Origin of the sequence: Roseburia sp. AM59-24XD, assembly GCF_003478445.1 — a bacterium.
Classification (GTDB): Bacteria; Bacillota; Clostridia; order Lachnospirales; family Lachnospiraceae; genus Jutongia.
Genome location: NZ_QUET01000021.1, coordinates 1 through 26,290 on the forward strand (window position 1 = coordinate 1; position 26,290 = coordinate 26,290).

At 48.3% G+C, this 26,290-nt stretch carries 17 protein-coding genes and 4 pseudogenes; 20 read left to right on the forward strand and 1 reads right to left on the reverse strand.

Annotation, left to right across the window (positions count from 1 at the left end):
- Nucleotides 1–115: 115 nt before the first annotated feature.
- The 18 genes and pseudogenes from DXA20_RS10825 to recR all read left to right on the forward strand — a co-directional run bounded on the left by DXA20_RS10825 (nt 116) and on the right by recR (nt 22,768).
- A complete protein-coding gene (locus DXA20_RS10825) occupies nt 116–574 on the forward strand; it encodes a MarR family winged helix-turn-helix transcriptional regulator (RefSeq protein ID WP_022305256.1) in 459 nt (152 codons plus the stop codon).
- A 2-nt stretch (nt 575–576) separates the two neighbouring features.
- Nucleotides 577–1,314: pseudogene (locus tag DXA20_RS18700) on the forward strand (efflux RND transporter permease subunit); the annotation flags it as partial.
- An 879-nt stretch (nt 1,315–2,193) separates the two neighbouring features.
- Nucleotides 2,194–4,649, forward strand: a pseudogene (locus tag DXA20_RS18705) (efflux RND transporter permease subunit).
- A 23-nt stretch (nt 4,650–4,672) separates the two neighbouring features.
- Nucleotides 4,673–6,112 (forward strand): CCA tRNA nucleotidyltransferase, encoded by a 1,440-nt coding sequence (locus DXA20_RS10840; protein ID WP_118560750.1) that lies wholly within the window; start codon nt 4,673–4,675, stop codon nt 6,110–6,112.
- 158 nt (nt 6,113–6,270) lie between these two features.
- On the forward strand, nt 6,271–8,406 hold the full coding sequence (locus tag DXA20_RS10845) for a glycoside hydrolase family 13 protein (protein ID WP_243100622.1): 2,136 nt from the start codon (nt 6,271–6,273) through the stop codon (nt 8,404–8,406).
- 71 nt (nt 8,407–8,477) lie between these two features.
- On the forward strand, nt 8,478–8,870 hold the full coding sequence (locus DXA20_RS10850) for a hypothetical protein (RefSeq protein ID WP_147403744.1): 393 nt from the start codon (nt 8,478–8,480) through the stop codon (nt 8,868–8,870).
- A 330-nt stretch (nt 8,871–9,200) separates the two neighbouring features.
- Nucleotides 9,201–10,385 carry a cysteine desulfurase NifS gene (gene nifS / locus DXA20_RS10855; protein WP_118560754.1) on the forward strand — a complete coding sequence of 395 codons (1,185 nt, stop codon included), beginning with the start codon at nt 9,201–9,203 and terminating at the stop codon, nt 10,383–10,385.
- 46 nt (nt 10,386–10,431) lie between these two features.
- Nucleotides 10,432–10,860, forward strand: a complete 429-nt coding sequence (nifU, locus tag DXA20_RS10860) for a Fe-S cluster assembly scaffold protein NifU (RefSeq protein WP_022305262.1) — start codon at nt 10,432–10,434, stop codon at nt 10,858–10,860.
- A gap of 330 nt (nt 10,861–11,190) precedes the next feature.
- Nucleotides 11,191–12,240 carry a tRNA 2-thiouridine(34) synthase MnmA gene (gene mnmA / locus DXA20_RS10865; RefSeq protein WP_243100629.1) on the forward strand — a complete coding sequence of 350 codons (1,050 nt, stop codon included), beginning with the start codon at nt 11,191–11,193 and terminating at the stop codon, nt 12,238–12,240.
- A 22-nt stretch (nt 12,241–12,262) separates the two neighbouring features.
- A complete protein-coding gene (locus DXA20_RS10870) occupies nt 12,263–13,465 on the forward strand; it encodes a hypothetical protein (RefSeq protein WP_118560756.1) in 1,203 nt (400 codons plus the stop codon).
- Nucleotides 13,466–13,590: 125 nt separating this feature from the next.
- Nucleotides 13,591–14,301, forward strand: a complete 711-nt coding sequence (locus tag DXA20_RS10875; RefSeq protein WP_022305265.1) for a zinc metallopeptidase — start codon at nt 13,591–13,593, stop codon at nt 14,299–14,301.
- Between the two features lie 149 nt (nt 14,302–14,450).
- Nucleotides 14,451–16,243 (forward strand): annotated as a pseudogene (locus tag DXA20_RS10880) (L-fucose isomerase).
- Between the two features lie 270 nt (nt 16,244–16,513).
- Nucleotides 16,514–18,754: a glycogen/starch/alpha-glucan phosphorylase gene (locus tag DXA20_RS10885; RefSeq protein WP_118560758.1), complete on the forward strand. Its 2,241-nt coding sequence runs from the start codon at nt 16,514–16,516 to the stop codon at nt 18,752–18,754.
- Nucleotides 18,755–18,763: 9 nt separating this feature from the next.
- Entirely contained in the window at nt 18,764–18,970 is a 207-nt protein-coding gene (locus DXA20_RS10890; RefSeq protein ID WP_118560760.1) for a hypothetical protein, read from the forward strand.
- 47 nt (nt 18,971–19,017) lie between these two features.
- Complete coding sequence (locus tag DXA20_RS10895) at nt 19,018–20,091, forward strand: 6-phosphofructokinase (RefSeq protein ID WP_022305269.1); 1,074 nt, start codon at nt 19,018–19,020, stop codon at nt 20,089–20,091.
- A gap of 64 nt (nt 20,092–20,155) precedes the next feature.
- The gene (gene dnaX, locus DXA20_RS10900; RefSeq protein WP_118560826.1) at nt 20,156–21,727 is read left to right on the forward strand and encodes a DNA polymerase III subunit gamma/tau; all 1,572 of its coding nucleotides are present in this window, start codon (nt 20,156–20,158) and stop codon (nt 21,725–21,727) included.
- Between the two features lie 18 nt (nt 21,728–21,745).
- Nucleotides 21,746–22,095, forward strand: a pseudogene (locus tag DXA20_RS10905) (YbaB/EbfC family nucleoid-associated protein).
- 76 nt (nt 22,096–22,171) lie between these two features.
- Complete coding sequence (gene recR / locus DXA20_RS10910) at nt 22,172–22,768, forward strand: recombination mediator RecR (RefSeq protein WP_022305272.1); 597 nt, start codon at nt 22,172–22,174, stop codon at nt 22,766–22,768.
- On the opposite strand, the gene yyaC is transcribed toward recR, so the two are convergent.
- A complete protein-coding gene (gene yyaC, locus DXA20_RS10915) occupies nt 22,671–23,324 on the reverse strand; it encodes a spore protease YyaC (protein WP_118560764.1) in 654 nt (217 codons plus the stop codon). The two genes, recR and yyaC, sit on opposite strands and share 98 nt — an antisense overlap.
- Nucleotides 23,325–23,555: 231 nt before the next feature.
- Between yyaC and DXA20_RS10920 the strand changes: the two genes are divergently transcribed.
- Both DXA20_RS10920 and DXA20_RS10925 read left to right on the forward strand, forming a co-directional pair.
- The gene (locus DXA20_RS10920) at nt 23,556–24,857 is read left to right on the forward strand and encodes a LysM peptidoglycan-binding domain-containing protein (protein ID WP_158577212.1); all 1,302 of its coding nucleotides are present in this window, start codon (nt 23,556–23,558) and stop codon (nt 24,855–24,857) included.
- A gap of 112 nt (nt 24,858–24,969) precedes the next feature.
- The gene (locus DXA20_RS10925; RefSeq protein ID WP_118560768.1) at nt 24,970–26,133 is read left to right on the forward strand and encodes a DUF5711 family protein; all 1,164 of its coding nucleotides are present in this window, start codon (nt 24,970–24,972) and stop codon (nt 26,131–26,133) included.
- Nucleotides 26,134–26,290: the final 157 nt, after the last annotated feature.

Genomic DNA, 26,290 nt, shown 5'->3' on the forward strand with positions numbered 1-26,290 from the left:
AATTATTTAATTTGAAGTATATTTTTATGTGTAGGAAAATGTTCGTAACGTAGTGTGATGCCGATGAGAATTGCAGAGTAATTCTTGGAGGCGGAGAAAGGAATGTAGGAATGATATGAAAGACTATCTAAGCAAAGCGGAGGATTTTCAGAGATATCTCGAAAAAGCCAGCGAGGGAGTATGCAAAAAATATGACATTACAATTACAGGACTGCATATCCTCGGCTTTTTAGGAAAATATCCCGACCGGAATACGGCGAAGGATATTTGCAGTTTTCGGTTTATCAAGAACAGCATTGCATCCATGACGATCGATAAGCTGGTCACCAAAGGATATATTGTCCGGGAATGCGATGCGAAGGACAGGCGGGTGCAGCGGTTAAAGCTGACGAAAATGGCGGAACCGGTCATTGCGGACAGCTGTGAGATGCACCGGCAGTTTCAGGAGCTGATCTTTGAAGATTTCAGCGAGGAAGAGATTGAACTGTTTTTGTCGATGTTAGACCGCATTTGCGAATCGGTGCGAAGAAGAGTGGAACGCGATAACGAGCAAAGAGAAGAAAAGGGAGTATAATCATGCCAAAATTTAGTGTAAAAAGACCGTACGTGATCCTGGTGGCAGTTGTGATGGTGCTGGTACTTGGCGGTGTCAGTTTCAGTAAGATGACAACCGATCTGCTGCCGAACATGAATATGCCGTATATGGTAGTGATCACGACATATCCGGGAGCATCCCCGGAGAAGGTGGAATCCGAACTGACGGATGTGATCGAAAGCGGCGTTGGTACGGTCAATGGTGTCAAGGAAGTGACGAGCACCTCAAGCGAGAACTACAGTATGGTAATGCTGCAGTTTGAGGATGATACCAATATGGACAGCGCAATGGTCAAGGTGACCTCGGCGGTCAACCAGCTTGATCTGCCGGAGAACGTGAACAATCCGATGGTCATGGAGATTTCCATGGACATGATGGCAACCAAGATGGTCAGCGTTGATTACAAGGGCAAGGAAGGCTATGAACTGACTCAGTATGTGCAGGATAATATCATTCCTGAGTTAGAACGTCAGGACGGCGTGGCAAGCGTTCAGGCATCCGGACTTGTGGAGAAGTCTGTGGAGGTGAAGCTTAATCAGGATAAGATCGATGATGTTAACGGAAAGATCCTGGAAAAGACAGACAGTACATTAAAGGATGCCAAGGCAAAGATTGATGACGCCCAGAAGAAGTTAGACGATGGCAAGAAAAAGCTGGAGGAGCAGAAGGAAAACTTAAATATCCAGCAGACCGATAAGAGCAACGAGTTAGCCAAATACAGCAAGCTGATGGATCAGGCGATGGCAAATAAGGAAGCGTACACCTCACAGGTGACCAGCCTGAAAGCGAGTCAGACAGCATTGAATACAGAGCTTGCCGCTTACCGCAAAAATAAACTGGAGTCCTCCTACAATCAGATCAACAGTTCCTTTGCGGAGGCAAGAAAATCCCTGGAATCCGGAGACGGTTACAAGGCGATTTACGATCAGGTTTATCAGCAGGTACTGATCGCCGCCGTGCAGAATGCGATGGAGCAGAGCGGCAGTAAGACAACCGTAACGGCAGATAATGTAAATCATCTGCTCAGTCAGATGGGAAGCGCGGCGGATGAGATCAAAAAGGCAGCGACCCAGACGGCAGAGACCACAACAAAGCAGCAGGTTGACAAGCAGCTTGAATCGATTCCGACCGATGTGAAAGATGCGCTGGATCATCCGGATAAGCTCAAAGCAATGCAGGACATGATGAAGCAGCAGGGACAGACCGATGCAGCAAAGAATCTGACCAAAAAGAACCTGCAGACCATGTATGAAATTGTTAATACAAGAATCCCGCAGATCAATACAGAACTTGCCAATTTAAAGATCAAGATCAAAACAGCAGAGGCTGTGCTTGCACAGGTAGAGAAGTCGATCAAAAAGGCAGAGGGGAAATATGAGCAGGTCGAAGCCGGAAAGATCACGGCAGCGGCAGCCTTTGGCGCGGCGAATGCGCAGATCGCATCGGCAGAAACGACCTTAGATAACAGCAGCAAGGAGCTTGACAAGGCAAGAAAGTCCTACGAGAAATCCAGAAAAGAAGCCCTTAAAAAGGCAAATCTGGACCAGCTTCTGACACAGGACCAGCTTGCCAACATCCTTAAGGCAGAGAACTTCTCCATGCCGGCCGGCTACATCAGTGAGGATGGAACGCAGTATCTGATCAAGGTCGGCGATGAGTATAATAACATTAAGGAATTGAAAAATACGTTATTAACCAATATCAAAGACATTGGAAATATCCGTCTGAGCGATGTGGCAGATATCACGGTCATTGATAATGCAGAGGATAATTATGCAAAGGTCAACGGCAATGATGCGATTATTCTGAGTGTTTCCAAGTCAAGTACCGCAGGAACATCCTCCGTATCCAAACGGTGTGACCAGAAGATCAGGGAGCTTACGAAGGAGGATAAAAATCTTCGTATCGTCAGCCTGATGGATCAGGGTGATTACATCAAGATCATCATTAATTCTGTTTTATCCAATCTGATCTTTGGTGCACTTCTGGCAGTGTTGGTACTGATGCTTTTCCTGAAGGATGTGCGTCCAACGGTTGTTGTGGCATTCAGTATTCCGCTCAGTGTGCTGTTTGCGATCGTGCTGATGTACTTTACAAATATTACGATGAATATTATTTCACTGTCAGGACTTGCGCTCGGTGTCGGCATGCTTGTGGATAACTCGATCGTTGTCATAGAGAATATTTACCGTCTGCGCAACAAGGGCGTTCCGGCTGCGAGAGCGGCGGTGATGGGAGCCAATCAGGTAGCGGGAGCGATCTTTTCTTCTACACTGACAACAATCTGTGTTTTCCTTCCGATCATCTTTACGGATGGACTGACCCGTTCCATCATGCAGGATATGTGTCTGACGATCGCATATAGCTTATCTGCCAGCCTGATCGTGGCTCTGACGGTAGTGCCAACTATGAGTGCAACTGTTCTTAAGAAGGAAAATACAAAGAAGCACCGTTTCTTTGATGCAGTGATCAATGCTTACGAGAAGGCAGCGCGCTTCTCACTGGCGCACAAGGCAGTTGTACTGGTTGGAGCACTTGTACTTCTGGTATTCTGTGTGCTTCAGGTATTCCGTATGGGAATCGTTATGATGCCGGATATGGCGAGTCAGCAGATGTCGATCTCCGCGACAATGCCGAAGGAAAACTCCACAAAGGAGGATCATGAGACAGCGGATCAGATTCTTGAGATCGTCAGCGGTATTGAGGGCGTGGATACAGTCGGTGGTGTTATGACCTCCGGTGCATCCGTGATGTCTACCGATGACAAGTCCTATACCTTTGAGATTCTTTTGAAGGAGAAATATGCAAAGAAGAACAAGGAGATCGCGGATACGATCGAGAAGAAGCTCAAAAAGCTTTCTCTGAAGGACTATACCGTTTCTGCTTCCAATATGGATATGTCAAGCATGCTTGGCTCCGGATTAAACATTGAGATTTCCGGAAAAGATAACGACAAGCTGCTTGAGATCAGCGAGGATATCATGAACTCGTTGAGAAGCAGAAGGGCTTTAAGGATGTTACGAATGAGCAGGAGGACGGTGATACCGAGTACGTTGTCACGGTCGATAAGGATAAGGCAATGAAATGCGGTCTTACCGTGGCACAGGTATATCAGGAGCTTGCCTCTGCGCTGACGACAGAGAAGGATTCCACGAAGATCACCGTTGAGGATCAGCAGTATAATGTAAAGATTGTCGATGAGCGTGACGAGCTGGATACCACAAATCTTTCCGACTATGAATTTGAGACAACCTCTATGAACGATCAGGGCAAGGAGGTTACAAAGACCTATAAGTTGAGCAGATTTGCCAAGATTACAAAGGGCAAGAGTGTTGAAAGTCTTAAGAGAAGAAATCTGGTCAATTATGTATCCGTCACGGCGGATGTGGAGGATGGATATAATGTCACATTGTTGAGCCGTAAGCTGCAGAAAGAGATTGACAAATATGATCTTCCGGCAGGCTATACCATCGATATGGGTGGTGAAACGGAAACGACGAAAGAGATGGTCAAGAACATGCTTCTCATGATCACACTGGCGATCGTATTTATCTATCTGATCATGGTAGCGCAGTTCCAGAGTCTTCTGTCGCCGTTTATCGTTATCTTTACGATCCCGCTTGCGTTTACCGGCGGACTTCTGGCACTGCTGATCTCCGGCCAGGAACTGTCCATGATGTCGCTGATGGGATTTCTGGTGCTGTCCGGTGTCGTTGTAAACAACGGTATTGTGTTTGTTGATTATGTCAATCAGCTTCGTCTGGACGGTGTGGATAAGAGAGAGGCACTGATCGAGACCGGAATCACGCGTATGCGTCCGATCCTCATGACGGCATTGACGACCATTCTCGCAATGAGTACAATGGTATTTAGTCACGATACCGGCTCTGACATGAGCCGTGGTATGGCGATCGTTACGATTGGTGGTCTGGCATATGCGACGCTGATGACATTATTTGTTGTACCGGCATTATATGATATTTTCTACCGCAAGAAAGAAATGAAGAGAGTCGATCTTGGAGATGAGGCAACCTTGAGTAACAGTGACGAATAAACTGGAATGAAATGGGGGAGACGATGTCAGAATATAAAATGACAATGCCTCAGGAGGTTGTCAGGATCATAAATACGCTGGAGGAGCATGGATACGAAGCGTACGCAGTCGGTGGCTGCGTGCGGGACGCCATGCTTGGAAGAACGCCGGAGGACTGGGATATCACCACTTCGGCAAAGCCATTGGAGGTCAAAGCGCTGTTTCGCAAAACGATTGATACCGGTCTGCAGCATGGTACGATCACGGTCATGATGAACGGTGAGGGCTATGAGGTCACGACCTACCGGATCGATGGTGAGTACGAGGACGGCAGGCATCCGAAGGAGGTGGCATTTACAACGAACCTGAAGATGGATCTGGAGCGTCGTGATTTTACGATCAATGCGATGGCGTACAATGACCAATCCGGTCTGGTGGATGAGTTTGACGGTGTCGGAGACCTTAAGAAGGGCATCATACGCTGTGTGGGCGATGCCGGACAGAGGTTTGATGAGGATGCCCTCCGGATGCTGCGGGCAGTCCGTTTTTCCGGACAGCTCGGTTTTGTGATCGAACCTGATACACTGCGTGCCATGGAGGCTCGTATTCAGAACCTTGAAAAGATCAGTGCGGAGAGGATCCGTGTTGAAATGACGAAACTTTTAATTTCTCCGAATCCGGGGACGATCCGGGTGGCATACACCGCCGGTATGACGAAGGTATTTCTGCCGGAACTTGACCGCATGATGACCTGCGAACAGCAAAACCACCATCACTGTTATACGGTGGGCGAGCATTCGATCCATGGAATTGAGCGGATACAGAGTCTTATGGCAGGGGAGAAGCAGAATGAGCTTTCCGGCTATGCCAGTGAGAAGCTCCGAAAGCTCTGTGCGAGTCTTGATAAGAAGCAGTACACAATGCTTGTGCTGACTATGCTTTTGCATGATGTGGCAAAGCCTGCGGTGATGACACTTGATGACAACGGTGAGGGGCATTTCTACGGACACCCGGAGAAGAGTGCGGCGATGGCGCGCTCAATCTTAAAGCGGCTGACCTATGACAATGACACCATCGACACCGTAGTTCGTCTGATCCGTTACCATGATTACCGGATGGAGAACACAATGCGTGCGGTGCGACGGGCGGCATCAAAGATCGGCAGGGACATTATGTGGATGGAATTTGCTGTTCAGTATGTCGATGTGCTGGCGCAGAGTCCGGATACCATTTCAGCAAAGACGGCAAAGCTCGATTCGTGCATGAAAAAGTACGAGGAGATCGAAGAGAAAAACCAGCCGCTCTGTGTCAAGGATCTTGCAGTCAATGGCAGGGATCTGATGCAGGAGGGGATCAAACCGGGACCGCAGCTCGGGAAGCTCCTGCAGGGGCTTTTGGAAACAGTGCTGGAGGAACCGGAGAGAAATACGAAAGAGGAGCTTCTTGTGCTTGTAAAGGAGCTTGAAGACAGCCCGAATGACTGAGAACACGGAAGAATAAAGAGATCCCTGAATATGCAGAACTCAGCGGTCATTGAATAAAACTTGTGAAATGTGCGAAAATGATGTAGAATGGCTCTGTAGGCTCAAAATGAGAAAATGAGAAAATATGACAGATAGATTTTAGTTGATGGAGGCGGGTCATGGATTTAAATGTGCAGTTTTACAGGATGTCAAAGCAGATGAAGACACAGCTTTATCTGGATAATCTGACGACAATTTTCAATCCACAGGCACTGTTTGCCGATGGCACCGAGTTTTATCGCTGCCCGGCTGAACCGGATCCTTATGACAGAGTGAGACTGCGTTTGAGATGTGCCAGAGAGAATCTGGACAGTGTAATTCTTGTATTTAATGATGAGCGGATCGAGATGGAGAAGCTCTATAATGACCGGCTTTTTGATTATTATGAGACATTTGTGCAGCTTGGCACGGAGCAGGTGTTCTACTATTTTGAGATTCATTGCGGTCAGATGACATGCTATTACAATAACGTTGGTCTGTGCAATTCGGTGGAGGAGTATTACAATTTTACGATGACACCGGGATTTCATACACCGGACTGGGCGAAGGGTGCCGTTTTTTATCAGATCTATGTGGATCGTTTTTACAACGGCGACCGCAGCAATGATGTGGAGGACGATGAGTATTTCTACATCGGAGAGGGCACCAGCAAGGTGACAGACTGGAATAAGTACCCGGCTGCGATGGGCGTGCGTGAGTTTTACGGCGGAGATATTGCCGGCGTGATGCAGAAGTTAGACTATCTGCAGGAGCTTGGCGTGGAGGTTCTTTACCTGAATCCGATCTTTGTATCGCCGTCCAACCACAAGTATGATATTCAGGATTATGATTATGTAGATCCTCATTTTGGAAGGATCGTGAAGGATGAGGGAGAGGTGCTGCAGAGAGATGAGAATGGCAATCTCAAGGCGGACCCGACCTACCCGAATAAATCAGCCTCCCGTTATATCTGCCGTGTGACAGATAAGGAAAATCTGGAGGCGAGTAATCAGCTTTTCGCTGAGTTTGTGGAGGAAGTACACCGCAGAGGCATGAAGGTCATTCTGGATGGTGTATTTAACCACTGCGGTTCCTTCAATAAGTGGCTGGACCGCGAATGTATTTACGAGAATGCGCCGGGCTATGAGAAGGGTGCTTATGTGGCGGAGGATAGTCCGTACAACACTTTCTTTAAGTTCCGGGAGAGGCAGTGGCCGTACAATCCGCATTATGACGGCTGGTGGGGGCATGATACCCTGCCAAAGCTCAATTACGAGGAGTCACCGTCACTGTTTGACTATATTATGCATGTAGGACGCAAATGGGTGTCGCCGCCGTATAATGTAGACGGCTGGAGGCTTGACGTGGCAGCCGATCTCGGACAGTCCGGCGAGTACAATCATTACTTCTGGAAGGAGTTTCGCCGCAACGTCAAGGAGGCGAACCCGGATGCGCTGGTCCTTGCAGAGCATTACGGAGATCCGACCGAGTGGCTCAAGGGAGACGAGTGGGATACCGTGATGAACTACGATGCATTTATGGAGCCACTCACCTGGTTTCTTACCGGTGTGGAGAAGCACAGTGATGAGTATCGTCAGGATCAGCTTGGCAATCCGGATTCTTTCTTTGGCTCCATGCGTCATTTTATGACAAGATTCCATACGCAGTCGCTTCTGGTAGCGATGAATGAGCTTTCTAACCACGATCATTCCCGTTTCCTGACGAGAACGAACAGGAAGGTTGGACGAACCGCGTATCTCGGACCGGAGGCTGCCGGGGAGGGGATCGATAAGTCGATCATGCGTCTGGCGGTTATGATTCAGATGACATGGCCGGGAGCACCGACGATCTATTACGGAGATGAAGCGGGACTTTGCGGATGGACAGATCCGGATAACCGCCGTGCATATCCATGGGGCAGCGAGGATCAGGAGCTGATCGATTTCCATAAGGAGATTATCCGGATCCATAAGGATTATCAGGCACTGAAGACCGGATCGATCCTGTTTCTGCATGGTCAGTACAGCTTTATCAGCTACGGACGTTTCGATGAGCAGGATAAGTTTGTGATTGCGATCAACAGTGGAGAGCAGCCGGTATCGATCGATCTGCCGGTATGGCGTCTTGGCATGACCGAAGGAAACCGCATGGCGCGCCTGATCAATACAAGCCAGGATGGATTTTCATTGGAGACTGCAATGTACAATATTGAAAACGGCATTCTTCATTTAAATTGTCCGCCGAAATACGGTGTTGTCATTAAGAACTTAGTGTAGACCCGGAACAGACGGTTTCGGATACAGTATTGATATAGAATGGAAGGACGAAAGATGGGCAGAATACGCAATTGGATGCATGGCAAGGGCAGAGGTATTGTCATTGTGGTCATGATCCTGCTGGCATTGTGGATCATTGTGGACTTTTACCGGACAAACCACGAGCAGCCGGAACAGTCGGACAAACCGGTACAGCAGATGGCACCGGTGAAGGATGCTCCTCGGAGGATACACAGGATGCGGATACACGGGAGGATACCGATTCCACTGCGAAACCGGACGATGCAGACAGCACCCCGGATCAGCAGGATGGACAGACGGAGAGCGAGGAGGATGTCGGAAGAAACACGCAGGATCAGGACTCTTCGGATACCGAGACGACCCGGGAGGATACGAAGGATTCCGGGATGACGACCACAGAGGAGGATGTCGGAGCAGGCAGTGAGGCTTGCCGCACTGAGTAGAGCGGCGGACAGGCTGGAAGATTATGGAATAAAACATACCGGCAATGGGGAGAATAGCAGTGGGAACTGCACCGGTGAATAAGGCTTCTTACATTGCAGAAATTGATATAAATGAGAAAATTTGTCAAAAGCGGCATCCGGCTTTTTTGTAAATGCAAAGATTGATGCAAAAGGATCTGCCAGACGGGCGGATCAGCGGAACGCACGGGAAGTTAGCAGTTGACAATAGTAGCGAAATGAGTATAATTACAGACAGCCCATAGAGTTAGTAGGAAATGTCTTCCTGCAGATACTTTAAATATATGACGATAGAGAATGGAGTGTGTTATTATGAGTAAACTTATTTATTTGGATAATGCAGCGACAACATCGGTCAGACCGGAAGTGTTTGAGGCGATGAAACCATATTATCTGGAGAATTACAGTAATCCTTCCAGTGTATACAGCTTTGCCGGAGAGGCAAAAAAGGCAATGGAAGATGCCAGAAAGGTGATTGCGGATTCTCTTGGTGCAGCAGCAACAGAGATTTATTTTACCGGTGGCGGAAGTGAGTCTGATAACTGGGTGCTCAAAGGTGTGGCAGAGGCATACAGCTCCAAGGGAAAGCACATCATCACCTCCAAGATCGAGCATCATGCGATCCTGCATACCTGTGAGTACCTCGAGAAGCATGGCTATGAGGTGACTTATCTTGATGTGGATGAGGAAGGTCTTGTGTCACCGGAAGAGGTCGAGAAGGCGATCCGTCCGGATACGATCCTGATCAGTATTATGTTTGCCAATAATGAGATCGGAACGATCGAGCCGATCAAGGAGATCGGAGAGATTGCACATAAGCATGATATTCTGTTCCATACAGATGCGGTACAGGCATATGCACATGTACCGATCAATGTGCAGGAGATGAACATTGACATGTTAAGTGCCAGTGGTCATAAGTTTCACGGGCCAAAGGGAATCGGCTTCCTTTATATGAGTAATAAGGTCAAGATCGGACCGCTGATCCATGGTGGTTCTCAGGAGAGATCCCGCCGTGCAGGTACCCACAACGTGCCGGGTATCGTAGGTATGGCAAAGGCAGCAGAGCTTGCATTTGCTTCCATGGATGAGACCATGGCAAAGGAGAAGGCACTCAGAGATCATCTGATCGAGAGACTGGAGAAGGAGATTCCTTATTCCCGTCTGAACGGTGACCGTGTAAAGCGTCTGCCAAATAACGTAAACTTCTGTTTCCGTTTTATCGAGGGTGAGTCCCTGCTGATCCTTTTGGATCAGAATGGTATATGTGCATCCAGTGGATCTGCATGTACCTCAGGCTCTCTGGATCCGTCTCATGTGCTTCTGGCAATCGGACTGCCTCATGAGATCGCACATGGTTCGCTGCGCCTGACTCTTTCTGAGGATAACACGATGGAAGAGATGGATTTTGTGGCAGATCAGGCGAAGAAGATCGTAGAGAGACTGCGCAGCATGTCTCCGCTGTACGATGATTTCGTAAAGAAGCAGAATCAGTAATTGTTTTACAACCCTGTAGATCAGACAAAAGAAAGGGAGATTATCAATGAATTATAGCGAAAAAGTAATGGATCACTTTAATAATCCGAGAAACGTAGGCGAGATTGAGAACGCCAGCGGTGTCGGCACGGTCGGTAACGCAAAGTGCGGTGACATCATGCGTATTTATCTGGATATTGATGAAGATACAAAGATCGTAAAGGACTGCAAGTTTAAGACTTTCGGCTGTGGTGCTGCAGTGGCAACCAGCAGTATGGCAACGGAGCTTGTCAAGGGCAAGACGATCTATGAGGCACTCGAGGTAACCAATAAGGCGGTTATGGAGGCTCTTGACGGACTTCCTCCTGTAAAGGTACATTGTTCCCTGCTCGCAGAGGAGGCAATTCATGCCGCTCTCTGGGATTATGCAGAGAAGAATCATATCACGATCGAGGGACTGAAGAAGCCAAAGACAGATATCTCTGACGAGGAGTAATCGACGAGGTGGTTCCGGGGCTGCGGCAATTGCGGCACGGGAGACTGAGACTTCATGCGTGAATGTGATCATATTGTAGAATGACAGACCGGACGGCTGTGTGAGCAGACGTCCGGTTTTGTGTACGTCATTTTCAATCACATAAACGCTATTTGGAACTGGATATACAGGCACAAATTACTGCTTGCCTGACCCCTCGATAGGCATTATACTATAGCTAACAGACCGGTCACCGAGGTGCGTGCGGTGGCTGATCCTGACAGAGATGATTTTGCAGATGAAATGAGGAATAAAGTGGCAGAGAATAACAAAAAGACAGTGGTAGTGGGAATGTCCGGAGGTGTTGATTCCTCTGTGGCAGCTTATTTATTAAAGGAACAGGGATATCATGTGATCGGTGCGACCATGCAGATCTGGCAGCAGGAGGATCGCTGCAGCATCGAAAAGGAAGGCGGGTGTTGCGGCTGGAGCGCTGTGGAGGATGCAGGACGCGTGGCGCATATGCTGGATATTCCGTATTATGTCATGAACTTTCGGGACGAGTTTCAGGAGAAGGTGATTGATTATTTTGTGGAGGAGTACCGCAGGGGCAGAACGCCGAATCCATGTATTGCCTGTAACCGCTATGTGAAGTGGGAATCCCTGCTTCACCGCAGCATGGAGATCGGAGCGGATTATATTGCAACCGGTCATTATGCAAGGATTGTGCAGTGTGCGAATGGACGGTATGCCATCGCACCGTCTGTGACCGCCAGAAAGGATCAAAGCTATGCACTTTACAATCTGACGCAGGAGCAGCTCGCGCACACGCTGATGCCGGTCGGGGATTACACGAAGCCGCAGGTGCGGGAGATCGCTGCGAAGATCGGACTGGAGGTGGCCAACAAACCGGACAGCCAGGAGATCTGCTTTGTGCCGGATCAGGACTATGCAGGCTTTATCGAGCGTGAGACCGGGCAGAAGGAACTTCCGGGCAATTTCGTGACAGAGGATGGCAGGATTTTGGGACAGCATAAGGGAATCTCACATTATACCGTGGGACAGCGCAAGGGCTTAAATCTTGCAATGGGGCATCCGGTCTTTGTAACACAGATCCGTCCGGATACCAGGGAGGTTGTGATCGGGGAGGCACAGGATGTCTTTACGGACCGGCTGACGGCGGACAGGATCAATTATATGGCGGCAGATCATTTTGAGAAGGGACAGATCGTTACAGCCAAGATCCGCTATTCCCATGCTGGGGCAAGGTGTGAGATCGAGGAGTGTACAGGGGATCGTATTACGGTTCATTTTCCGGAACCGGTTCGCGCGGTGACACCGGGGCAGGCGGTTGTCTTTTATGAAGACGGCGTAGTGCTGGGCGGCGCTACGATCTGCTAGAAGCAAACAAAGGGGGCTTACAATGAAAAAGAATCTATGGAATGGAAAAGCAGCCGGTGTGTTGCTGGGAGTGCTTGTGGCAGCACTGGCGTTTGGAATGCCGGGGGCAGACAAAGCGTTTGCCAAAACACAGACACCGCAGGAGGCGGCGGAGAAAGTTACACAGGCATGGCAGACTGCCGGCAGTCAGAAGAAGACGAAGACGGTTCAGGTGACGCTGGCATCTTCAAAGCAAAATCTCTGGAAAACATCATCAGCATTTACAACGGCAGTGAACGCTGCCATATACGACAACGCATATCTGTCCGAAGAATGGGACAGTATGACAACCGAATGGATGAACCTGCGTGTGCGCAAATTAAAGAAAAGCACGAAGGGCTATACCGATGAGGTGACTGGTGTGAAGGTCCGTATGAAGCACAGCAGCGGGAAACTGACATACCGTTTTGTGATCAACGGCAGGAATAAAGACACGAAAGAGATGTACCGGGATATCGAAGCCAACAAATACTGTGCGGCTCAGATTCAGAATGCGACGAAGGATATGGATCAGTATAACAGGGCATGGTATGTTAATGAGTGGGTGCAGGCGCATTCCCATTTCGAGGATGGCTACACACCGGGCTGGGCTGCGTTAAAGAACAGAAAAGCACATGGCGTATGTTATGATCTTGCTTATTTTTATGAGCTGGCAGCCTGCTATGCCGGGGTGGAGCATTTTGGACGCGTCTCCAACAGCGGTCACACCTGGAACGTCGTTAAGATTGACGGGACGCGGTATTATATTGATGTATCCCATTCTGTGGCAGTGGTGCAGAATTATTATGAACTGATGGCAGGTCTCGTCGATTTCCTGAACAATGACACGGCGATGAGCGAGAGAGTATCATTAAGCAAAAATGTAAAGTATGGTGGTCTTCATGGACCGACGGTCAGAGTAAGGGACGGCTATTCCAATGAGCTTTGGAACAAGGTGCAGGTGTGGAAAGCGTCTATGCCGGAAGTAGAATGGAAAGCAAAGATCGATTCGTATTATAATTCTGATTTCTGTGTTCTGAAGGGATATGGTCTCACAAGGGAGCAGATATTCTCTGAACCATGGGAAGTGGGAATTGCCCGGTTCGGCATGCAGACGCTAAAGCAGGCAACAGACCTTACAATGCCGTATTCTTACGGAGAAGCGGATAAACCAAAGACCTGGCTGTACGCATGGGTCCGCAAGTGATCCGCGGTTTATATATTTTTAAGAAAGAATCATAAATAGTTTCTTGTTTTTAAGAGGAAAATATGATAGTCTGTTTGCTAACCTGATCAGGCAGGACACAAGCAAAAGTAAAGGAGGAGTCACATATGCCAATGGGAATGGGTTATGGATATTATTGGGATCCGACATATGTTCTCGTGATCATCGGAGCAGTGATCTGTATGATCGCATCGGCAAATGTCAGTGGCACATACAAGAAATATAACCGGGTACGAAACAGCAGAAATATGACAGGTGCGCAGGTGGCAGCGCAGATTCTGCAGGAGGCGGGACTGAGTCATATCCGGATCGAGCATATCAGCGGAGATCTGACCGATCACTACGATCCGTCTGCAAAGGTACTGCGTCTGTCGGACAGCGTTTATGGTTCGACCTCGATCGCTGCCGCCGGTGTGGCAGCGCATGAGTGCGGTCATGCAATCCAGGATAAGGTCAATTATGTACCGATCCGGCTTCGTAATGCGATCGTTCCGGTCGTCAATCTGGGGTCAAAGCTTTCCTGGCCGGTGATCATCCTTGGTCTGATCCTGGGAAGAGCCGGACTGCTTCAGATCGGTATCTTATTATTTGGACTTACCCTTTTGTTCCAGGTTGTTACACTTCCGGTGGAATTTAACGCCTCCGGTCGTGCACTCAAGATTCTCGATCAGAGAGGTATCCTCGGACATGAGGAGATGCGCGGTGCAAGGAAAGTGCTTGGTGCAGCAGCCATGACATATGTCACGGCAACTATCTCTACGCTTCTTCAATTACTGCGTCTGGTACTCCTTTTCGGAAACCGTTCTAACAGAGACTGATAACGAAGCAGTCATAAATAGTAAAAAAATGCGCAAACTTAAAAAGTTTGTGCATTTTTTTGCGATTTGCGGTACAATAAATCTAGCAGGTTTTATGAGCCGGCAATGAATTTAAGGTAAATATAATGTTTGGAAAGGATGGAGATGGAATGGCAGAAAACAGATTGATTGGGGATTATCCGGTAATTGGTATTCGTCCGACGATTGATGGACGAAGAGGACCGCTCAAGGTTCGTGAGTCACTGGAGGCTCAGACAATGGGAATGGCAAAGAACGCAGCAAAGCTTTTTGAGGAGAATCTGCGTTATTCCAACGGTGAGCCGGTAAAGGTTGTCATCGCGGATACAACGATCGGACGTGTTGCAGAGGCAGCAGCCTGTGCAGATAAATTCCGCAGGGAGGGTGTTGATATTACACTTACCGTAACTCCTTGCTGGTGCTACGGATCAGAAACCATGGATATGGATAAGAACACCATCAAAGCAGTATGGGGCTTTAATGGTACAGAGAGACCCGGTGCGGTTTACCTTGCGGCAGTTCTTGCGGCACATGCACAGAAGGGACTTCCTGCATTCGGTATTTACGGAAGAGACGTTCAGGAGGCAGACGCTGAGGAGATTCCTGAAGATGTAAAGGAGAAGCTGCTTCGTTTTGGACGTGCAGCAATCGCCGCAGCAACCATGAGAGGAAAGTCTTATCTGCAGATCGGTGCGGTGACAATGGGTATTGCAGGATCTATCGTCAACTGCGAGTTTATCGAGGAATATCTTGGCATGCGTGTTGAGTCTGTCGATGAGGTAGAGATCATCCGCCGTATGTCAGAGGGTATTTACGATCATGAAGAGTTTGAGAGAGCCTTGTCGTGGACTGAGTCCCACTGCAAGGAGGGCTGGGATAAGAATCCTGATTTTGTAAAGAGAAACGATGAGCAGAAGCAGCGTGACTGGGAGTTCGTTGTAAAGATGATGTGTATCATCAAGGATCTGATGAATGGTAATAAGAATCTTCCGGAGGGCAGAGAGGAAGAGGCTGTCGGACATAATGCCATCGCAGCAGGCTTCCAGGGTCAGAGACAGTGGACAGACTTCTATCCGAACGGAGATTTCGCGGAGGCACTCTGTAACTCCTCCTTCGACTGGAACGGAGCAAGAGAGCCATACATTCTGGCAACAGAGAACGATACCCTGAACGGACTTGGAATGCTGTTTATGAAGCTGTTGACCGGACGTGCACAGATCTTTGCGGATGTTCGTACATATTGGAGCCCGGATGCCGTTAAGAAAGCAACCGGATATGAATTAGAGGGTATTGCCAAGGAGGCAGGCGGATTCCTTCATCTGATCAACTCCGGAGCAGCTTGTCTGGATGCCTGCGGAGAGGTTAAGGACGAGAACGGCAACGGTGTGATCAAGCCGTTCTGGGAGATGACCGAGGCAGATCAGAAGGCATGTCTGGAGGCAACCGAGTGGTGTGCAGCCGATAACGGATATTTCCGTGGAGGTGGCTTCTCTTCCAGATATCTGACAAGAGCAGAGATGCCTGCAACCATGATCCGTCTGAATCTGGTGAAAGGACTCGGACCGGTTCTGCAGATCTGTGAGGGTTATACGATCAATCTGCCGGATGAGATTTCCGACAAGATCTGGAAGCGTACCGACTACACATGGCCATGTACCTGGTTCGCTCCACGTGTTACCGGAGAGGGTGCATTTAAGACGGCTTACGATGTTATGAATAACTGGGGTGCTAACATGGTGCGATCAGCTATGGTCACATCGGTGCTGATCTGATCACACTGGCATCTATCTTAAGAATCCCGGTATGCATGCACAATGTACCGGAGGAGGATATCTTCCGTCCGTCTGCATGGAACGCATTTGGCATGGACAAAGAGGGTCAGGACTATCGTGCCTGCGCAGCATATGGTCCTCTCTACAAATAGTACATGTGCGGTGCCGGAAGGAATACATTGGAATGTATTCGCCGAAAGCAGTGCATTATGTAAAAACTTTGCGTAAAGAATGAAAAGAAGCTGTGAAGCCTCCGAAATCATTGTGTTTACAGGGGCGCAGCCGACATAGAATGCGGTTGTTTCTTTTTGACCGTGACATGAAAGTATGGTATACTTATCTGTATGTGGGACAATATGAGAGGTACAGGTGAGTATACCATATTGTTTTTAGTTAATAGGAAACTTGTGAGGAGGTTCATTATGTTTGAACAGGAGATTGAGAGTATTGCAGCAGGCGGAAGTAATGAAGAGATTTATTACAATCTGCTGAATTTGACCAAGAAGGCGATTGACCGGAAGGGACGGATTGAAGGAAAGAAAAAGGTATATTACATATCTGCAGAGTTTCTGATCGGAAAGCTTTTGTCCAACAATCTGATCAATCTGGGACTGTATGACACAGTCAATGAAGCACTGAAAAAGCATGGAAAGACAATGGCAGATATTGAGGAGATCGAGCCGGAGCCATCCCTTGGTAACGGAGGTTTGGGACGTCTGGCAGCGTGCTTCCTGGATTCCATTGCAACACTGGGACTGCCGGGAGACGGTGTTGGTCTCAATTACCACCTTGGCTTATTTAAGCAGGTGTTTGAGAAGAACATGCAGAAGGAGACAGCGAATCCATGGATTCAGGATCAGAGCTGGCTTCGCAGAACGAATGTCGGTTATCCGGTTATTTTTAATAACAAGACGGTACAGTCTGAGATGTATGAAATTGACGTAACCGGCTATGATAATAAGGTCAATACTCTGAAGCTGTTTGATCTGGACAGCGTGGATGATTCCATTGTGCAGGATGACAGCATCTGGTTCAACAAAGAGGAGATTGCAAAGAATCTGACGCTGTTTTTGTATCCGGATGACAGCGATGTGCAGGGACAAATGCTTCGTATTTATCAGCAGTATTTCATGGTCAGCAATGCGGCACAGCTGATTCTGGATGAGGCAGTGGCAAAGGGAAGCAACCTGTATGATCTGCCGGATTATGCGGTTGTTCAGATCAATGATACCCATCCGACAATGGTGATCCCTGAGCTGATCCGTCTTCTGGTCAACCGTGGTATCGAGATGAACGATGCAATCGGTATTGTAACCAGAATGTGCGCATATACCAATCACACGATTCTTGCAGAGGCACTCGAGAAGTGGCCGATGTGGTATCTTGAGAAGGTTGTTCCTCAGCTTGTACCGATCATTAAGATGCTTGATGTAAAGGTAAAGGAGAAGTATTCTGATCCGGGAGTTGCGATCATCGACGAGAATAATACCGTGCATATGGCGCATATCGACATTCATTACAGCAGCAGTGTCAACGGTGTGGCATATCTGCATACAGAGATCTTGAAGAACTCTGAGTTAAAGCCGTTCTATGATCTGTATCCGGAGAAGTTCAACAACAAGACGAACGGTATCACATTCCGCCGCTGGCTGCTTCACTGCAACCACCAGCTGACGGATTACATTAGCGGCAAGATCGGTTCGGACTTCAAGAAGGACGCATCCAAGCTGGAGGATCTGTTAAAGTATAAGGACGATCAGAAGGTATTGGATGATATTTATGAGATCAAGACAGAGAAGAAGAAGGAGCTTGCTGCATACCTGAAGGAGAAGGAGAACGTCGAGATTGACGTAAACTCTGTATTCGATGTACAGGTAAAGCGTCTTCATGAATACAAGCGTCAGCAGATGAACGCATTATACGTGATCCACAAGTATATGGATATCAAGGCAGGCAATAAGCCAAAGACACCGGTTACCGTGATCTTTGGAGCCAAGGCAGCACCGGCATACACGATCGCAAAGGATATTATCCATCTGATCCTGTGCCTGTCCGAACTGATCAACAATGATCCGGAGGTAAGCCCGTATCTTAAGGTTGTTATGTTAGAAAACTACAATGTATCTTATGCCGAGAAGGTGATTCCGGCAGCAGATATTTCCGAGCAGATCTCTTTAGCTTCCAAGGAGGCGAGCGGAACCGGTAATATGAAGTTCATGCTCAACGGAGCGGTTACTCTTGGTACAGAGGATGGAGCGAATGTGGAGATCCATCAGTTTGTTGGCGATGACAACATTTATATTTTTGGTAAGTCCAGCGAAGAGGTGATCGAACATTATGCCAAGGCTGACTACAGTGCGGAAGCGATTTATGATGCTGATCCTGAGATTGCAAAGCTTGTGGACTTCATTATCAGCAAGGAGATGTTCGCCGTCGGCAATAAGAAGAGTCTGATCCGTCTGTATATGGAGCTTTTGACCAAGGACTGGTTTATGACGCTGCTTGATGTAAAGGAATATATTCAGGTGAAAGAGAAGATGCTTCAGGACTATGCAGACAAGAAGGCATGGGAGAAGAAGATGCTTGTCAATATTGCAAAGGCAGGATTTTTCTCATCAGATCGTACGATCGCACAGTATAATGAGGACATCTGGCATCTGTAGAGGTGAATTATGAATACGGTGCTTACGGCAATCGTATCTCCGGCAGTGGCAGGTGTTATGCTGGTTGTTATACTGGCAGGCGGTTCACTGATGTATCACATCATCCAGAAGAAATATGGATATACACCGGAGAGACAGAAAGAGCTTGACGAGGTGCAGGAAGGAAAAGCCTCGGAAGATACATCGCACCATTCGTGTGAGAAGAAACGTTACTGAGATAAGAGTATTTGGGGCGCTTTGGGGGCGCAGAATTGGAGGGCAACGTGAAAAGAATCGGTTTTTTGACAAGTGGTGGTGACTGCCAGAGCTTAAATGCAACCATGCGTGGCGTGGCAAAGACATTATATCAGGCGGATCCGGAGGTGGAGATCTATGGTATCCTGGAGGGATACAAGGGACTGATCTACGGCAATCGCCGTAAGCTGGAGCCAAAGGATTTTTCCGGCATTCTGACAGAGGGTGGTACGATCATCGGAACCTCCCGCCAGCCGTTCAAGAAGATGGGCGAGCCGGATGAGAACGGGCTTGATAAAGTAAAAGCTATGTTAGACAATTACAAGAAATGGAAACTGGATTGTCTGGTTATCCTCGGTGGTAACGGTACCCATAAGACAGCGAATCTCCTCAGTGAGAAAGGCTGTAACGTGGTAACGCTTCCAAAGACCATCGACAACGATATCTGGGGAACCGATATCACCTTCGGCTTCCAGAGCGCTGTGAATATCGCCACCAATGCAATCGACTGCATCCATACGACAGCCGCTTCCCACGGACGTGTATTTATCGTTGAGGTTATGGGTCATAAGGTTGGCTGGCTGACTCTTCATGCCGGTATTGCCGGTGGAGCGGATATTATTCTTCTGCCGGAGATTCCATATGACATTGATTCTGTGGTCAGGGCTCTGGAGAAAAGAAGTGCGCAGGGTAAGCGTTTCTCGATCCTTGCGGTAGCTGAGGGCGCGATCTCCAAGGAGGATGCAGCCTTAAGCAAGAAGGAATTAAAGGCAAAACGAAAGAAGATGGCATATCCGTCTATCTCTTATGAGATCGGTGCCAAGATCCAGGAGAAGACCGGTCAGGAGGTGCGTATTACCGTTCCGGGACATATGCAGCGAGGCGGCGAGCCTTGTCCGTATGACCGCGTGCTTTCCACAAGACTGGGCGCGGCGGCAGCACAGCTTATCATCAAGAAGCAGTATGGTTATATGGTTGGTATTGTCAACGGAGAGACTGTGCCGGTTCCACTTTCTGAAGTGGCAGGTAAACTGAAAATGGTTGATCCGAAGTCATCCATTATTCAGGAGATCAAGGATATGGGCATCTGCTTCGGCGATTAACAGCAGGGGGATTTTATACCTTATCTGAAGAGAATTACAAGACTTAATGAAACAGGAGGCGAATATGTCATACACGGCATTATATCGCAAATTTCGACCATCCGGCTTTGATGAGGTTAAAGGACAGGATCAGATCGTGACAACACTCCGCAACCAGATCAAGACAGACCGGATCGGTCATGCCTATCTGTTTTGCGGTACAAGAGGTACCGGTAAGACCTCGGTTGCAAAGATCATGGCAAAGGCAGTCAACTGTGAGTCGCCGGTAGATGGAAGTCCATGCAACCAGTGTGCAATGTGTCAGAAGATCAACAGCCAGACTTCGATGAATGTGATCGAGATTGATGCGGCATCCAACAATGGTGTCGGCAATATCAGGGATATCATTGATGAGGTACAGTATTCGCCGACAGAAGGGCGTTATAAGGTTTATATCATTGACGAGGTGCATATGCTTTCTACAGGAGCATTTAATGCACTCTTAAAGACGCTGGAGGAGCCGCCGGAGTATGTGATCTTTATTCTGGCGACGACAGAGGCACATAAGATTCCGATCACGATCCTTTCCAGGTGCCAGCGGTACAATTTTAAGAGGATCACGATCGATACGATCCAGGCACGTCTGCGGGAGCTGGTCGACAAGGAGCAGCTTGAGGTTGAGGACAAAGCACTGCGCTACATTGCGAAGACAGCGGACGGTTCGCTGCGTGATGCACTCAGTCTGCTGGATCAGTGTATTGCCTTTTATCTGGGGCAGGCACTGACCTATGATAAAGCACTTGAGGTGCTTGGTGCGGTTGATACCGCCGTGTACAGCAGAATGTTCCGGTATGTGGCACAGTACAATGCTGTCGGTTGTCTGGAGCTTGTTGAGGAGATGATGGTCAGCGGACGTGATCTGACGCAGTTTATCAATGAATTTATCTGGTATCTGCGTAATCTGCTGTTGATCGCGAGCTCCGAGCAGGGCAGTGAACTTGTGGATGTATCAAGCGAGCAGCTTGTAAGTCTGAAGGAGGAGAGCCTGATGCTTCCGCAGGAGACGCTGATCCGTTATATCCGGATCTTATCGGAATTATCCAATCAGATCCGGTATGCCGTGCAGAAGCGTATTTTGATCGAGGTCGCACTGATCAAGCTCTGTAAGCCGCAGATGGATGAAAAGCAGGATATGACAACGATACTGCAGCGGCTGGATGCCATGGAAAAGCAGCTGGAAAACGGCGTCGTTCATACACCGGCACAGCAGGCAGCAGCTCCGGTGAAGGCAGAGCCGAAGGAGGATGTTCCTAAGATTTACCCGAAGGCAGTGCCGGAGGATATCAAAGAGTTGTTAAAGCAGTGGCCGCAGGTGATCGCACAGTGTGGTCCCGTAGAGCGGATCGCTCTTGAGAATGCCAAGAGAACCGTTGGAGAGAACGGAGCACTTGTGCTGCAGTTTGCCGATGCGACGGATGGCGGAATTTTCCAGCAGGATGATGGCAAGCGTCTGGAGGAGCTGAACGTGATCGTTCAGGGAATCCTCGGCAAGGAAGTCGAGATCCAGACCCGCATTGTCTCCGAGAAGGTGCAGGAGCAGTATGAGGACATTGGTAATATTATCCATTTTGATGGAATAGAAATCGTAGACGAATAGAAAGGCAGGATTTTAATTATGGCAAAAAGAGGTGGATTTCAGGCGGAATGCCGGGAAATATGAATAATCTGATGAAGCAGGCACAGAGAATGCAGCGTCAGATGGAAGAGAGAACAAAGGAGATGGAAGAGAAGGAGTTCGAGGCATCTGCCGGCGGTGGAGTTGTTACCGTTAAGGTATCCGGCAAAAAGGAAGTGATTTCCGTAAAGCTTTCTGAGGAGGTTGTAGATCCGGACGATATCGAGACACTCGAGGATCTGATCGTGGCAGCAACCAACGAGGCACTTCGTAAGATGGATGAGGAGAATACTCAGATGATGCAGCAGCTCACAGGTGGTCTTGGCGGACTCGGCGGCGGATTGTTTTAATTTGGATTTCAGGACATGTGAATAACATAGGCAGAAGTACATGAAAGCATAGAAAACCGAAGGGAAAGTGACCAAAATGGATGTATACAGCAGTCAGATTACGACTCTTGTAGAACAATTATCGAGACTGCCGGGAATCGGTGCCAAGTCAGCACAACGTCTGGCATTTCATATACTCAATATGCCGGAGGATCAAGTGGCAAGTCTTTCTCAGGCGATGACAAATGCCAAGAAGAATGTACACTACTGTAAGGAGTGCTGTACATATACCGATCAGGAGCTGTGTCCGATCTGTGCCAGCGATCAGCGGAATCATCGTGTGATCATGGTAGTAGAGAATCCCAGAGATCTGGCAGCCTATGAGAAAACCGGCAAGTTTGACGGTGTTTATCATGTGTTGCATGGGGCAATCTCGCCGATGCTTGGAATCGGACCTGCCGATATCCGGCTGCGCGAGCTGATGGTGCGTCTGCAGAAGGACGTCGATGAGGTGATTGTTGCCACCAACAAGAATCTGGAAGGCGATGCCACGGCGACTTACATTAGTAAGCTGGTGAAACCGACCGGGATCAAGGTCAGCCGAATTGCAAGTGGCGTTCCGGTGGGCGGCGATTTAGAGTATATCGATGAGGTGACGCTTCTGCGGGCTCTGGAGGGAAGGACGGACATGTAATGCGTTCAGGATCCCCTGGTGTGATGAAGCCGGCAAGCTCGGCGACCGTCAGAAGCTTTGTTGTCTGCAGCGTCAGATGATTATTGCTTCCTGAGTGATTGACAATACCGGTGATGTGGATGTCGCCGGCGGCGGGAAGACTGCGGCTGACACCGATGCCGGGACGGAGACTGCCGGTACCGAGAGTGACGAAACCGATGTGCTCCGAAACACCAAGCGACGCATCGATCGCAATAATAAAAGGATCTGAATAGCGGTTATATATGGAAGAGAGAGTATCTGACAGATTACCGGCATGCACGGTATGACGCAGACTTCCGTATACAGCCGCTTTTTGTTTTTGGCTGCCGTTTCTGCGGTTTCCTGCTGACAGAACGGAGGAAAGCTGCTCGCCGATGATCGGTCCGAGACAATCTCCGGTCGCACGGTCTGAGCCGATACATAGAAAGACGATCGGGCGGTCATGAACCTGAGCGATCATTTGAGAAAGAGCACTGCAGAATTTGTTCTGGCTCTTTGCGGCAGCAGGTGTAAAATAAAGTGTTGTATTTGTCATAGTAATTGTTTCTCCATATATTTGATTTGCGTTGATTGTTATAAGTATGCCCGGCAGAGGAAAAACTAAACCTCCATTTTTCGAATGGCATGTCGAAATGTTTCCTGTGATATCCGAAAACGGCACATTGCTTCGACAGAAAACATCACCGGCAAAGTGCTATAGTTACAACTGAAAATTCCGTAATCAGAACGGATGAAAATCAGGGAAAACGTAGTGAGGTGTAAGGTGATGGAGGAGACAACAAACGGTGCAAAAGAAGAAAAAAATATTTACGAATACAATAAATACCCGAAAAATGTCCGCCAGATAGGTGTCCCACTTCCGGGACAGAAGATATATCTGGAGGACTATGTGATCACTTATCTGAAGCAATGCTTTGTCCATGCGCAGGAGCCGGTGGTTGTTCTTCTGCTAGGAAAGTATGGGGAACAGGAAGCAAAGGAAGCAGTCTTTCTGTATGGAGCGATGGCTCTTGAAGAGGAGAAAATTCTGGAAAAGGGCGGTATCGAACAAGAAACCTGGGATCAGGTGCACCAGAGCATTGCTGAAAATTTTCCGGAGGCGCAGGTGCTCGGATGGGCGTGCGGAGTTCCGATGTGGAGCAGTAATGTGGACAGTCAGGTGCGCCGTCTCCAGAAAAAGGAATTTGCCAGAGAGAACAGGACTTTATTCTTGTGGGATTTAAGCGAGAAGGAAGAAAAAATCTTTCTGTGGCAGAGGAGCATGCTAAAGGAAATGTCCGGCTATTATGTGTATTTCGAAAAAAATCCGCAGATGCAGAATTTTATGCTTGACAGCACAGAACCGGAGAGTATCGACGGAGACTATAAGGATACCGTAACGGTATCGATGCGTCATGTGATAGAGGAAAAGGAGGAGCACAAGAAGAACATGCAGCTTCTGGCATACTGCGGAGCGGTGGCGGCCGGAATCGCCCTGCTGTTCGGTGTACATACGATGTTGGACAGCACGGCACGGATCCGGAAAATGGAACAGACAGTAGATACGCTGACCGAATACGTCGGAAAGCAGCAGGAGGATGTGGCCGCCATGTCGAGACAGGCGCAGAATACCGAGGACACTGTGAAGGAGATTCCGAGACAGAGTGCTGAATCGGTACAGACGACGGACGCATCATCGCGGAGAAAAACAACGGAGCAGGCTGGTGAAGCTGTACAACAGGGAGACGAGAATGCAGGGACAGCGCAAAGCGGTGCGGACAAGCAGGATAAGGAAGAAATTGATACAAAGACGAGTCCTGAAAATGGGACAGATCAAAAGCCGACCGGAGCAGGAAAAAGTGCGGCAGGGACAGAAAGCAAGCAGTCAGCCGGCAGCCGTGCAAAGAAAACAAGCATCGGAAGCGGGACGCAGAGCTACATTGTGCGAAAGGGCGATACGCTATCGCAGATCGTCTGGCGGCAGTACCATGATCTTTCCTATGAGAAAAAGATCAAAAAGGCAAACGGTCTGAAGGATGCCGATGCAATTTATGAGGGGCAGTGCATCGTTCTTCCGGATTATAAATAAAATGTCCGGGGAGAGTGCAGAAAATAAAACGGGTGTTGTATATTCGACGAAAGTTATGTAAAATAAGTGGTAGTCCAAGTGGCTATCACTTATTTTAGATTGGAGCAAAACTATGTCTGATGAAATGAATCCGGCAGAGGCAAAGGTTTCCCTGTGGCATAACAGAATGTTCATTGTGATCTGTCTTGCCAGCGTTGTTGTGGCAGTGGGAATCTTTATTCTTCTGATCAACGGATATATCAATAAGCAATATACAGAATATGAAGTCCTGAAGGAGACGCAGAGACAGGACGCGGGGACGGAGCGCTATATCAATAATGATGACTCGCTGATCAAGTACAGCAAGGACGGAATCTCAGGTGTGGATATGGAAGGGAAAACACTCTGGACCGGAAGTTACGAAATGAGTAACCCATCAGTTGTGATCAGAGGCGAATATATCCTTGTGGCAGATATTGGTGGCAAGGATGCGGTGATCTACAATGGCAAGCATGAAGCAACAGAGCTGTCGGTAGATTATGAGATCAAGCAGGCGGATGTATCGAAGCAGGGACTCGCAGCACTTTTGTTGGAGGACAGTTCCTCGGATATGATCAATATTTACAATCCCTACGATGTCTCCTCAAAGCTGCTTGTGAAGATTCCGACCAATGTGGATGACGGTTATCCGGTCTGCATGGCGATCTCGCCGGACGGTACGAGCGTGGTTGCTTCCTATATCTGTGTCGTGAACGGGACGGCAGAGAGCCGCGTTGTATTTTATAACTTCTCGGATGTCGGAAAAAATTCCGACTGCATTGTCGGAGCGAAGAATTATCAGAAATCGCTTGTGACGGATGTACATTTTCTGTCGGACGATCAGGTGGTTCTTTTTGCGGACAGCGGCTTTTATATCTGGAAAGGAATGAAGCAGCCCAAGCAGATCGTCCGGAAAAAGGTGCGAAAGAATATCAAGAGTGTTTTCTATAATAAGAGCGCGATCGGGCTGGTGTTGGATACGGGCAGTAAGAAAACTCCGTATCATATGGACATTTACAATACCAAAGGAAATAAGACTTCATCGTTTGATTTCGCAAACGATTATAATGATATTCAGCTTGATGGGAATGAGATCCTGTTTTATTCCGCAAAGGAATGCGGGGTGTTCCGGCTGAATGGTGTGCTGAGATTTCATGCATCGGTGGAAGAAGGCGTTGATTATTTCTTCCGCGGCAATGGCAGGAATCATTATTACCTGTTTAATGACAGCACGATTCAGGAGATCAAGTTGAAATAAATGATCTGATGATACATGCAACAGACTTCTCCGATTTCTATGTTTGTGACTTCTCTCAGAAATTACAAAAATAGCCGGAAAAGTGCTTGACAAACCCTTCCGGTGGGCATATACTGAACAAGTGCGTGTTTTTCGCGTACTTTTTTGCGTATTTTTA